This window comes from Bacillus haikouensis, from assembly GCF_013179555.1.
Lineage (GTDB): Bacteria > Bacillota > Bacilli > Bacillales > Bacillaceae_B > Rossellomorea > Rossellomorea haikouensis_A.
This window is the reverse complement of the sequence record NZ_JABMCR010000126.1, coordinates 1-12,563: the sequence shown is the minus strand read 5'-3', so window position 1 is coordinate 12,563 and position 12,563 is coordinate 1. Positions and strand designations below refer to the sequence as shown.

14 protein-coding genes are annotated in these 12,563 nt (G+C 41.8%); all 14 read right to left on the bottom strand.

Annotated features, from left to right (window positions below):
* Nucleotides 1-80 precede the first annotated feature (80 nt).
* The 14 genes from HP456_RS25070 to HP456_RS13030 all read right to left on the bottom strand — a co-directional run bounded on the left by HP456_RS25070 (nt 81) and on the right by HP456_RS13030 (nt 12,072).
* A complete protein-coding gene (locus HP456_RS25070) occupies nt 81-275 on the bottom strand; it encodes a hypothetical protein (protein WP_246289021.1) in 195 nt (64 codons plus the stop codon).
* Between the two features lie 392 nt (nt 276-667).
* Nucleotides 668-1,420 (bottom strand): DNA repair protein RecO, encoded by a 753-nt coding sequence (gene recO / locus HP456_RS13090; RefSeq protein ID WP_172251755.1) that lies wholly within the window; start codon nt 1,418-1,420, stop codon nt 668-670.
* A gap of 44 nt (nt 1,421-1,464) precedes the next feature.
* The gene (locus HP456_RS13085) at nt 1,465-1,608 is read right to left on the bottom strand and encodes a YqzL family protein (RefSeq protein WP_172251753.1); all 144 of its coding nucleotides are present in this window, start codon (nt 1,606-1,608) and stop codon (nt 1,465-1,467) included.
* 136 nt (nt 1,609-1,744) lie between these two features.
* On the bottom strand, nt 1,745-2,665 hold the full coding sequence (gene era / locus HP456_RS13080; protein WP_172251751.1) for a GTPase Era: 921 nt from the start codon (nt 2,663-2,665) through the stop codon (nt 1,745-1,747).
* Nucleotides 2,658-3,086: a cytidine deaminase gene (locus HP456_RS13075; protein WP_312857760.1), complete on the bottom strand. Its 429-nt coding sequence runs from the start codon at nt 3,084-3,086 to the stop codon at nt 2,658-2,660. The genes era and HP456_RS13075 overlap by 8 nt, the downstream gene beginning before the upstream one ends.
* A gap of 396 nt (nt 3,087-3,482) precedes the next feature.
* The gene (locus HP456_RS13070) at nt 3,483-3,860 is read right to left on the bottom strand and encodes a diacylglycerol kinase family protein (RefSeq protein WP_172251747.1); all 378 of its coding nucleotides are present in this window, start codon (nt 3,858-3,860) and stop codon (nt 3,483-3,485) included.
* The gene (gene ybeY, locus HP456_RS13065; RefSeq protein WP_172251745.1) at nt 3,841-4,314 is read right to left on the bottom strand and encodes an rRNA maturation RNase YbeY; all 474 of its coding nucleotides are present in this window, start codon (nt 4,312-4,314) and stop codon (nt 3,841-3,843) included. The genes HP456_RS13070 and ybeY overlap by 20 nt, the downstream gene beginning before the upstream one ends.
* 3 nt (nt 4,315-4,317) lie before the next feature.
* Entirely contained in the window at nt 4,318-6,477 is a 2,160-nt protein-coding gene (locus HP456_RS13060; RefSeq protein ID WP_172251743.1) for an HD family phosphohydrolase, read from the bottom strand.
* A 231-nt stretch (nt 6,478-6,708) separates the two neighbouring features.
* Complete coding sequence (locus HP456_RS13055) at nt 6,709-7,668, bottom strand: PhoH family protein (protein ID WP_172251741.1); 960 nt, start codon at nt 7,666-7,668, stop codon at nt 6,709-6,711.
* A 3-nt stretch (nt 7,669-7,671) separates the two neighbouring features.
* A complete protein-coding gene (gene yqfD, locus HP456_RS13050) occupies nt 7,672-8,859 on the bottom strand; it encodes a sporulation protein YqfD (RefSeq protein ID WP_172251739.1) in 1,188 nt (395 codons plus the stop codon).
* Between the two features lie 11 nt (nt 8,860-8,870).
* Entirely contained in the window at nt 8,871-9,155 is a 285-nt protein-coding gene (yqfC, locus tag HP456_RS13045) for a sporulation protein YqfC (protein WP_172251737.1), read from the bottom strand.
* Nucleotides 9,156-9,212: 57 nt separating this feature from the next.
* Entirely contained in the window at nt 9,213-9,662 is a 450-nt protein-coding gene (locus HP456_RS13040) for a YqfB family membrane protein (RefSeq protein WP_172251736.1), read from the bottom strand.
* 29 nt (nt 9,663-9,691) lie between these two features.
* Nucleotides 9,692-10,672, bottom strand: a complete 981-nt coding sequence (gene floA, locus HP456_RS13035) for a flotillin-like protein FloA (RefSeq protein WP_376766212.1) — start codon at nt 10,670-10,672, stop codon at nt 9,692-9,694.
* Nucleotides 10,673-10,788: 116 nt separating this feature from the next.
* A complete protein-coding gene (locus HP456_RS13030; RefSeq protein WP_172251757.1) occupies nt 10,789-12,072 on the bottom strand; it encodes an NfeD family protein in 1,284 nt (427 codons plus the stop codon).
* Nucleotides 12,073-12,563 lie beyond the last annotated feature (491 nt).

The window sequence follows — 12,563 nt, the reverse complement described above, 5'->3', positions numbered from 1 at the left end:
CGTGATTCGATGGATCAGGTAAGAATGCCGATCAGTGAAGTGAAATCCTTCCTGATGGAAAAAATCCAGTTTTAATATTGTTAGAAAGAGGCTGGGACAAAACTAATGACCTCGACATAAAGACGAACAATTTCAGCGTATATTCTTAATACCGCTAATGATTTCCGTGCAAGACTTCGCTTTCCACGGGTAGCCCGTGAGCCTCCTCGGCAAGCCTGCGGGGTCTCACATTGGCTACTTCTCCCGCAGGAGTCTTCGTCTTGCACTCCAATCAACCGCTGGAAAGTGCTAAACTTAAGTTTACATTGAACAAAATAATAACCCGGACTAAATTGCCTGTTTGAAGGCAATTTAGTTCGGGTTTTACTTAGACTATAACACTTTTGTCCCTGCCTCTTTTTTTGAAAATTTAGTTTAACTGAAGAGATATGTTCAGTATGAGTTCGACGAACGGCAGCCCCTGCCACAATAGGTATACAGAGTGATAAGCGAACTTCGGGATATTCGTAAGGAATTTTCATTGCTGCTCGATCTGCTGATTTCCGAAAACACTCTATACGTCCAAATCCCCCTTAGGATCAGCATAATCCTTACCGGAGTCAATGTTTCTTAACAAAAAAACCGGCCCCATAAGAGAGCCGGCCACAATCACAAAATGCTTTTAATACTAGAATGAGTCCTTTAGGTTATCCATTTGATCAAGAAATCTTCTGGATTTCAATGTTAGACCTGAGTTTTCATCGTAATAAGTCCTGATTACCCGCTTGAGCTGATGTTTTGTTTCATCCTTTACAGAGATGTTCCCTAGCCGATTGATGTCAAAATAATAAAACAGTCTTAATAATTTTACGGTGCTTTGCGAAATCGGAAGATGATGGGGATCATTCTCTACACACCGGTGACATATGAATCCGTTCTCTTTAAATGAAAATCCAAATGTGCCCTCGGTCTCCCCACAGACAGAACAGCCATTCAAATGAGGATACAGTCCTAATACTGGCAGCATTTTCATTTCAAAAATATACATCAAGATGTCCGGATCATACTCTTCGTTAAGATACTTCAGCACACTGTATAGCAATTCAAAAAGAAAAGGATTTGGTTTCCTGTCCTCCGTGCTTTTATCAAGGAGTTCGACCATGTATGATGCGTATGCTGTTTTAAACAGGTCTTCCCTTACATGCCTAAGTGACTCTGCAATCTCTCCCTGTTGAAGGGTTCCCAATCCACTGCCTTTAATAAACATAAAATAGCCGTATGTAAACACTTGGGAAATAGCGGAAAGACGGCTGTTGGGCTTTTTAGCGCCTCTCGCCATCAATCCGATTTTCCCGAATTCCCTGGAGTATATAGTCACTATTTTGTTTGTTTCACCATAATGGTTTGTTCTGATAACAATTCCTTCACACTTTTGTAGCATATTGGCCACCTCCCGAATTCACATCACCCGGTTGATGAAACCTATTACGTCAGGGGGAAGTCGACTTCCGATATTTCTTCTTCCAATTGATAAGGTTCTTCCACCCCATCTTTCTCAAGTTCCTTAAAGAGTAAATACGTGTCGATGTTGCCTGTTTGTGAAAACACTTTCCAAGTTAAGTCTAACATCAAAAACCCACCTTTCTGGATTTAAACTAGCAAGACTTCAAAGCTTTCTTGTGATTAGAATTAGCATCTTTTTAATAAAGCATGTGAACTAAATATTGTTAATTAAATTTGCTTGACTTTTCAAGAAATGTGCAGCTTAATACTCATCGTCATTGAAGCCGTAATCACGGAGGTTGGATGCACGGTTACGCCAATCTTTCTGGACTTTCACCCATAACTCCAGGTACACTTTTGTACCCAGAAGATTTTCAATATCCACACGGGAGCGTTTCCCAACTTCTTTCAGCATAGACCCCTGTTTTCCGATGACAATCCCTTTTTGTGAATCCCTTTCCACTATGATAGTGGCCAGGACGTCAATTAGATTCTTATCACCTTTTTTCTCCATTTTATCAATGACAACAGCTATACTGTGAGGAATTTCCTCTCTTGTCAGATGGAGAACCTTCTCACGGATCAATTCAGATACGATAAAACGTTCAGGATGGTCAGTGATTTGATCTGCAGGGTAAAACTGCGGTCCTTCAGGAAGGTTATCCTGAATCAATTGAAGCAAGTGTTCCACATTATTCCCTTCCAGTGCCGAAATCGGCACTGTTGCCGCAAATGGAAAAAGTTCATTGTATTGCTTGATGATCGGCAATAACTCATCAGGATGAATTTGATCAATTTTATTCAAGATGAGAAATACCGGCGTCTTAACCCCTTTCAACTTCTCAATGATAAATTGATCACCTTTCCCAATCCCTTCCTCCACATTCACCATGAAGAGTATTATGTCTACTTCCTTCAGTGTGTTTTGAGCAATCTTCATCATAAAGTCACCAAGTTTATGCTTGGGCTTGTGGATTCCAGGCGTATCAATGAAGATCATTTGGGATTCGCTGGTTGTCAGGACACCCTGAACTTTATTTCTAGTCGTTTGCGGCTTGTCACTCATAATGGCAATCTTCTGGCCGATTACACGATTTAAAAACGTGGACTTACCTACATTGGGACGACCGATAATTGAAATAAATCCTGATTTGAATGATGCTTTCGTCTCTTTATTACTCATGTAAATCCTCCGGTGAAAAAGCTCCCGGCAATAACTCAGCTACTGTCAATTCTTCTACATCACCTTTTAAATTCGTCAATACTACTCTCATATCTTTCGCACAAAGCTCGGATATGACTTGGCGGCATGCACCGCATGGCGGTACGGGTCTCGTAGTATCAGCAACCACCGCGATCATGGAATAATCCTTGTCACCTTCTGAATAAGCTTTGAAGAGGGCTGTTCTTTCTGCACAATTGCACATGCTGTATGCGGCATTTTCAATATTGCACCCGTGATAGACCTTTCCGTCTTTCGTAAGAAGAGCTGCACCGACCTTAAATTTGCTATAAGGTACATATGCTTTTTCTCGTGCGTCTTTTGCTTCATTGATTAGTTGTTCTGTGTTCATTGTATTACTCTCCTTTTGACCCTTACATATTTCATTTTACTATATTTTTCATAAAAGAAAATGGGCTGTTATCATTTTGTAATGAAATAGTTAGATAATTCAAACTATTTAGTGATACTTTTGCTTATACGCTTAACTTATTCTATACAACTATAAGAGCGTTTTCAAATCAAAAAGAGGCTAGTGGGAAGAAATGTTCTTCAAACAGCCCCTTTTTAATTACCGGTTACTTTTAATCATCTCTTTTTGATATGCCTTTTATTATAATTATGTCTATTACACATCTCTGCCGAATTTCCGTTCAAGACTTCTCTTTCAGCGGGTTGGTTGAGAACCGTACCTGCCCTGTGTGCAGGAAAAAGGAGGGGCTGTTCTCAAAATGCAGTACAGCTTGTAAACAATAGCGTCTGATGAGAAAAACACTAGTTAATTCAATATCTTGGGTATGAAAATGATGCACCCTATTATGAAGGAACCGATTGCATATAACAGGACAGCAGCGGATGACATATCTTTGGATGCCTTTGCAAGCGGGTGATATTCCGAGGTCACCAGATCGACTGCTTTTTCGATAGCTGTGTTCATTGTTTCCAGTGCCAACATACCAAATATAAGGGATACAAGGATGATCCACTCGAAAGCAGAAATGGAAAGGAATATACCCAATGCAATCACTAATACTGCAGCTGCTGTATGAATCCTGAAGTTCTGCTCCGATGACCAGACGAGCCTGATTCCCTGCCATGCATATCCAAAGGATTTCTTGAAGCGTGCCAGTCCGAATTTAGTCTCTTGTGAGTCCATACTCTTCAAGGATATCCTTTTGTGTTTGGAACATTTCTTTTTCATCCTCTTCCTCTATGTGGTCGTAGCCCAATAAATGAAGGAATCCATGAAGAGCAAGGAAGCCGAGTTCACGGGAAAATGAGTGGTTATATTCTTCCGCCTGTTCTTTCGCCCGTTCAACCGAGATGATGATGTCCCCTAATATCCGCGGCATATCCGTACCTACAATCTCAATTTCATCTTCCCCAAGTTCTTCAAGAGCAAAAGAAATGACATCTGTAGGCTGATCTTTGTGGCGGTAATCGCGATTGATTTCCCTGATTCGTTCATTCGAAAGGAACGTTATGGAAACCTCACTTCCTTCCTCCACTCCTTCTTTATCGGCAGCCACGTTCAAAATACCTTGAATCTGCTCTATTTGTTCTTCAGTCAATTGATCTGTCTCATCGATAAAGTCAATGGATAAGGTCATATGTTATTCTCCTTCTGCTTTAAGTTCAGGGTACTCGATCCTTGGATGATAAATACCGTTCAAAGTCTCACATAAGGACTGTTTTACTTTTTCAAGCTCTTTCAATGAAATATCACATTCATTGAATTGCCCGTCACTGAGTCGATCTTTGACGATTGCAGCGACCAATTGCTTGATTTCCTCCTGGGTAGGGGAGTTCTTTGAGCGAACAGCAGCCTCCACACTATCAGCAATATTGATGATTGCGGTTTCTTTCGTTTGCGGCTTAGGTCCTGGATATCGATATTCCACTTCTGTTACATCTTTCCCCTGTTCTTTCGCCTTATAATAAAAATATTTCAATAAAGTTGTACCATGATGCTGTTCGGCGATGTCGACGATTTCTTTAGGCAGCTTATATTTCCGCAACATGGCAGCCCCGTCAGAAGCATGATCGATAATGATGTTTTTACTCGTTTCCGGATTCATCCGATCATGAGGATTCTCCAAATTCAATTGATTTTCAATGAAAAAGTGCGGCCTCTTTGACTTCCCTACATCATGATAATAACACCCGACCCTGGCCAGCAGTCCATTGGCGCCAATGGCTTCGCAGGCTGATTCAGCCAGGTTGGCCACCATAACGCTATGATGATATGTACCAGGCGCATCAGTAAGCAGTTTCTTCAACAACGGCTGATTCGGACTGGAAAGCTCGACCAGCCTCATCGAGGACAAAATGCCGAATCCTGTTTCAAAAAAAGGTAAGAAACCGATAGTTAATATGGATGAGCCTATCCCGGAAACCAGAGCAAATATCAGATAATAGATATATTCCGTACTTGAGTAGGCTACATCGCTCAGCAATACAAGAAATGCGATGATCATTATATTTACTAATGCCACATATATGCCTGCCCTTAAAACATTGGTTCGTTGATTTCTGCTTACAAGTGTCAAGATTCCTGCTACACCACTGAAGAGCGTATAAATTGCCACTTCGATGTCGACGGAACCTGAAAACTTTTCATTAAAGACGATGCTCGCACATGCCGAGATAATGAACACCATCATCATAGCAATCCGTTCATTCAGTAAGATGCGGAGAATCATACCTGTGAAGGCAGCGGGAAACAAGAACGCAATATCATTTATCTCCAATTGCTTTAATAGTCCGGTTATTTTCATGATGATCAGTGAAATCACAAACACAATGCTCGTCAAGATCAAATAGTTCTGTTTCCTTTCTTCCTTAACCTCAAGTGTATAAAAGAAGTAATATAAGGAACTAATGATCACAACGATAAATAAAGCCAGTCCAATGATTGGTTTAATTGAGAAATCTTCTTCTACCATACCAAAATCATTCAGCGTTTCATAGATATTCGGAGTGATAAGATCCCCCTCTTCAACGATGACCTCACCATCTACGATCTCTACTGACTGAACACTTTCAACAGCCTGTTTTTTTAGCTGTTCGGTTTTTTCCTCATCATAGAACTCAGTAGGCAAAATGGCTGCATTACCCAGAGCGATTGCAGCTTCTTTCAGTTCCCCATTGAAAGAAAAACTGGAGATCCTTTGTTCAAGATTCAATGCGGCCCTTTTTAGCTCATCTTCTTTTACTTTATCACCCATGATGACTTCGAGCTGAGTAGAAACAATGGATTCCACTCTTTCCAAATCCGTTTCAGTTGCCGTAAGCAGTGTTTTCAGGACGTTATCGGTTAACGTTTTCGTCAAATTATTTTCTTCGCCTGAGGGAAGGCGTTTCTTTAATTCCTCAAGTTGTTTATTGAGGTTGACGCTCTGAGGGTTCCTCACTTCCTCATCGGGAGCAGGTTCATTCACCGCTTTATTCTTTACTTCGTTTACACTGTCAATTAAAGAACTCACAAGCATGACAGCATTGTTTACAGCTCCATCTTTCGTACTGTATATCTTTTCCACTTCCGCTGCAGCCGCTTCTTTTTTCTTTTCTGTCGCTTCATCATCTATCAGCGTCTTCGGAGCCCTGATAGTAGCTGGCGCTTCTTCGTATAAGCTTAGGTCAAGCGGCTTTGGTTTCACATTGGTGTACAGCACTCCAAATACAATGACGCCAAGGAGCACGAACATGATATTTGTGAAAAGGCGGTAACTCAAGAATTTTCTTATTTTATGTAATATTGGGTGTGTATGCATATGGACCCCCTGTAAATCTTAACTGACCGGATGGATAATCATCCCTGTAATTATGTAAAATGATAACAGTTTTTTACTTAATTATCTATTCTAATCCTAAAAATGTCTGTTTTCTGCATAATTACGGGGGTTGAAATAACGCGACGTGCTTTCCGATGCATGTACCTGCTTTCCGCGGGAAGTACAAAAAAAGATTGATCGGCAATTTTGATGCACGATCAATCTTTACAGTTATTTTTCAGTATTTTCATACGCATTTATTATTTTGGCCACAAGCGGATGTCTTACGACGTCTGCCTGTTCAAGATACATAAAGGAAATACCTTTTACTCCTTTTAATATCTTTTCTGATGAAATCAATCCGGATTCCACTCCTCTTGGCAAGTCAACTTGAGAGCGGTCTCCTGTAATGATCATTTTCGAATCGAATCCAAGCCTCGTCAAGAACATCTTCATTTGAGCAAGGGTGGTGTTTTGGGCTTCATCCAGAATGACGAAAGCATCATCGAGTGTACGTCCCCTCATATACGCCAGCGGGGCGATTTCAATCGTGCCTCTTTCTATCAGACGGGCTGTATGCTCAGCCCCAAGCACATCATGGAGCGCATCGTATAGCGGGCGCAGATAAGGATCCACTTTTTCTTTCAGGTCCCCTGGAAGGAATCCAAGACTTTCGCCAGCTTCAACAGCTGGTCTTGTAAGGATTATTTTCTTAACCTCGCCATTTTTCAGTGCATGAACAGCCATCACCACGGCCAAATATGTCTTCCCGGTACCTGCAGGGCCGACCCCAAAAACTAAATCGTGTTTCTTTATAGCATGGATGTATTGTCTTTGGCCCAAGGTCTTAACCCGGATCGACTTTCCTTTTGCATTTTTCGTAATTTCTTCCTCATACAAATCCGTAAAGTATTCCAACGTTCCGTTTTTACCCATTTGAACGGCATGCTGCACATCCCTTTGGCTGATGTTGATGCCTTTTCGGATGACGCTCACCAGACGGTCACAAATTTCAAGGGCCAGTGATGCACAATCTTCTTTCCCTGAAATCAGCAATTCTTCGCCTCTTGTTACAATCGAAACTGATAATTCTTGCTCTATTAATTTAAGGTGAGAATCTGAAACTCCAAATAAAGCCACTGCTTCGTTTGGATTTTCCAGCTGCAATTTCATTAAGATATCATCTGACATTAATTAGTCTCCTTGAATGATTGGTTGTCCTTCAGCAATATTTTCTACTACTTTGAAGTGAAGATTCACCTTAACTTTACCATTCTCCACCTTTTCTTGCAAAATTTTTTCACTGACTATTTCAGCTTCATCCGGGAGGGAAGATTCCAGATTGTTTTTGGCAAGTTTTTTCGCTTCCTTCACTGCTTCTTCTTTTGTATAAGCTCTTTTTATATTTTCTTTTTCCTTAATACTTTTATCAATATACGCGATAGGCAGCTGCCACTTTAGTAATTTAACCGGCTTCTTCGTCTCCTCAGTCACTTCTTCTTTATAATCAGGCTTCCCAAAACCCCATATCGGGATTCTCCAAGATCCGATTTCTATATAATGTTTTCTTTCTTCATTTCCGCTGAACACTGCGAAGTCCGTATTCAAAGGAAGTTCGACAGCGGTTTTATACCATGTCTCTCCCATGATTTTTGCTTTTGCAGGTACTCCCTTCGGCTTTTTTTCAGTGCCGATGACACCGGAAACAAGTAGTTGTCCCTTTTTGACATAATCGTTCACCTTGACCTGGGGATCGCCTTCTTCAACGAACATCTCGACGATGACTGCTGTTTTATTTGCAACGATATGCTGCAAACCAGTTGATTCGACTTGCTCAGGTGCATTTTTTTCAACAACCTGAAAATGATAGGTTGTCCCTCTTAGTTCAACACCGACCCACGTTATATTGTCCATCCTCGAAGAAAGCTCCATCTGTATGCTTTCAACATCGGGTATTGAAAATTGCAATTTCCCGGTGGTTACCCCCATATCTGTTAGTTCTTTGCGTATATTATATTCGGTTTCCGGAGTTGCGCCCTTAATCTGAATGCCCCAAACCATATTTGACAACAGAATGATCATGATGAGAAACGCGAAGCCGCCAAGAAGAAATCCTGCATTTTTCAAAGCGCGCTTCAGGAGGAATGGTCCCCCCTGCCCTCTGAGGAATGTTACCTTGCATTCGGATGATCTTACCGCTCTTCTGAAGTTATGTACATCCTCAAGGGCTAAATAAAACGTAATCGTTTCTGTTCCGGCTCTCTTAACATTCCAGATGGATATATTTGAACGCAGCAATTGATTGATGACCCCTTCAATCAGCCTTCCTTCCATCTTAACGAATACTTTCCCCCTAAATGAGGTAATCCATTGGTTTTTCAATTCCGTCCCTCCTAGTTCTCTAAATAAGTAACTTCAACGATTTTCCCCTGGAGAAGTATTTCTTCCGGAAGTATCATTTTTATGACAAATTGCTCCCCTTTGATCAAGAGTTGCCCCTGTTTAAGTAAGAGTCTGACTTCCTGGTCGGTAAACGTAAGGAGACCCCGATGATTTTCTATATAGATATGAATTTGTCCAATCATTGTGACGCGCGGAAGGTCCATCATGACATCTTCGGGCAGGTCCATAGTCTGCGTCATCCATTTTCGCATTTGCTGCACCCAGTTTTTCGCCATAAAAAAAGAACCCCCTTTCATCTCATATTTATGAAATGAAATAGGGATTCATCACTGTTATTTTCGATGATGCGGTTTTTTTGCACGCGGAGGACCAAATACTTCTGAGAAAATGAACCCTTTTACAATATCATCTTCACTCTCGAAATCAATAGAGTATTGAGAAGGGTCCTTCTCCTTGATGGACTTCACCCTCGTCCGCTGCATTTGCGCCTCTTGTTTATTGCCTTCTCTTTGTTTTTTCAACTGCGCATACTTATTCTCAATATCTTGCTTCTGCTCTTCAAATTTAGTTTGAAGCGTATAAACAGGTTCCTCCTGTTCAGCGTCAGGGTACACACGTCTATCCTGTCGCTTCCTGCGAGGTTCCTCTCTGTTGGTCTCTACTGGACTTCCAGTTACGATCGGCTTTGGTTTTGACCGGTTTTCCTCTGATGAGGAGTCTTTTGACCGATTGAAAATTGTCGTCAATAATCCGATTATGACGGCAACGATTAAACCTTCCATGGAGAAGTCTCCTTTCTCACCCGGGGAGATTATTCACCTTTTGGATTCTTGGAATCCTTTTTATCGCCCGTTAGTTTCCCGATGGAGTCTCTCATATCGGTATCTGCATCAATATTCTTGATATTCATGTAATCCATCACACCGATATTTCCTGAACGCAATGCTTCTGCCATAGCTAACGGAACTTCAGCTTCAGCTTCCACAACTTTCGCTCTCATCTCTTCCACTCTTGCTTTCATTTCCTGTTCATTCGCTACAGCCATCGCTCTTCTTTCTTCTGCTTTTGCCTGCGCAATGTTTTTATCCGCTTCTGCCTGTTCGGTCTGCAGTTCTGCACCGATATTCTTGCCTATATCAACATCTGCAATATCGATTGAAAGAATTTCAAAAGCAGTCCCCGCATCCAGACCTTTAGAAAGGACGGTCTGTGAAATCATATCGGGATTTTCCAGAACCTTTTTGTGATTGTCAGAAGAACCGATCGTAGAAACAATCCCTTCACCTACACGGGCAACGATCGTTTCTTCCCCCGCTCCACCAACAAGTCTGTCGATATTTGCACGAACGGTAATACGCGCCTTCGCTTTTACTTCAATCCCATCCATTGCAACCCCCGCGATGAACGGTGTTTCAATCACTTTCGGATTAACACTCATTTGAACCGCTTCAAGTACATCTCTTCCTGCAAGGTCAATGGCAGCGCATCGCTCAAATGTAAGTTCGATATTTGCACGGTGAGCTGCAATCAGTGCGTTTACCACGCGGTCAACATTACCGCCTGCTAAATAATGACTCTCCAGCTGATTGATCGTAACATTGATTCCAGCTTTATGAGCCTTGATAAGCGGGTTGATCACCCTGTTTGGAATAACACGTCTCAGCCTCATCCCAATCAACGTGAATATACTTATTTTGACTCCCGCCGCCAGGGCAGAAATCCAAAGCATCACTGGTACAAACGTGAACAATACAGCTAATAAAATAAATCCTACTACAATGGCAACGATCATAAGGATCGTACTCGGTCCGATTACCATGTAAACACCCTCCTATGGAAAATAATTTAGATTCTCTATATTTTTTGTCTTCAGTACCAGGGCACTAAAGAATATTGAATCACACTTTTTTAAGAAAGTTCTCTCACAACGATGCGGGAACCTTCGACTTTAACAACCTTTACTTTTTGATTCGTCTGAATATAGCCGCCCTCTGTGACCGCATCGATTCTTTCTTCCTCTATCAGAATTGTTCCCGATGGTCTCAACGGGGTTTTTGTTACGCCGACTTTTCCAATAAGTTCAAGTCTGTTCGCATTTGAAACATAACCGCTTTCGGTATTGGTTGAATCCTTCAAAATAATCTTATTGAATAGTTTCATCTTTTTACCAAACACCTTTACTAATAAAATCATGGCAATCACAGCAATAAGTAAAGCAATAAGAATGGAAATCCCCATTTGCATAAGGTTGCCTCCTGCCAGCATTATACTACCAATCACTGCTGCGACCCCGAGTCCCCCTGCTATTCCGCCAGGCAGGAAGAATTCAGCCACAATCAGTATGATTCCTATCACAAACAGTATAATCGTTTCATACCCTGCGAGACCCGCCACTAAATGCCCGTAAAAGAATAAAAGCAAAGAGGCCAATCCGACAGAGCCTGCTACACCGAATCCCGGTGAATATAATTCAATTACCAGTCCCAAACTTGCCAATGATAATAAAATTGGCACAACGATCGGATTCGTGATGAACCTTGCCAGTTTCTCAGCAAAGGTTTCTTCCACTGTATGAACAGTGGCCTTGTCAACTCCAAGTACCTGATACAATTCATCCAGATTTTTGACGGTACCTTCAGAGTAATCGACTTTTTGTGCTTCCTTCGCACCAAGCGTCAATAATTCACCCTTTCCAATTCCAAGTTCTGGAATTTCAATCGTTTCATCAGCCATTGCAAGAGCATATAAAGGATTTCTTGCGCTGGATTCCGCTGCACTTTTCATTGCAGACAACCAGTAACTCTGCGCTTTTTTATCCGCTGCATTCCCTGCCTGATCAATGACGGCTGCAGATCCAATATGGCCATTCGGTACCATATAAATTTCATCTGCATGCAGCGCGATGAAAGCACCTGCTGATAATGCATTATTATTTACGAACGCCACTGTATCAGCATCCACTCCGTCCAGAAGCTGACCGATATCCCCAGCCGCATCCACCAGCCCTCCAGGAGTGTCGATATCAAATATGATCGTTTCTGCATTGTTTTTTTCCGCATCATCCAACGCTCTTTGAAGAAACGCATGCAGGCCTTTTTCCACTTCTTTTTGAATCGGTATGACGTATACATTTTTATCCTGTTCAGCAAACCCCGACACCGGGAGCAGAAAACTGAATCCAAGGATCATCATATAAAAGATCAGTATACCTCTTCTCACCTTAACCCCCTCGTTTCAATCATATTCCTTACTAGTTTATGTACGAATGAATCATCTTAATAGTTTCATTTTTTTTAAAAAAATTGGCTCTGTTAACCACCGCTGTTGATTTCCGTGCAAGACTTCGCTTTCCGCGGGCGGCCGGTGAGCCTCCTCGTCGCTGCGCTTCTGTGGATTAGAAAAGCGGAGGCGGCTCGTTCAGCCCCGACAAGCATAAGGTGAATGGGCCGGGAAGGCGCCTTTTGCCTTCTTGGACCATTTAAGCTTATGACCTCGAGGGGCTAGCCGCCAGAGCTGGACAAGTCTCACCTGTCTCGCTGTTCCCGCAGGAGTCTTCGTCTTGCACTCCAATCAACAGCTGAAACCGGTTAAAAACAACATTAAGCTTTAACAGAGTCAAAAAGAAAAATCTAAAAGAATCAAATATGAAGACTATTTTTCAATGATCAAGAAAGGCCTTTCAT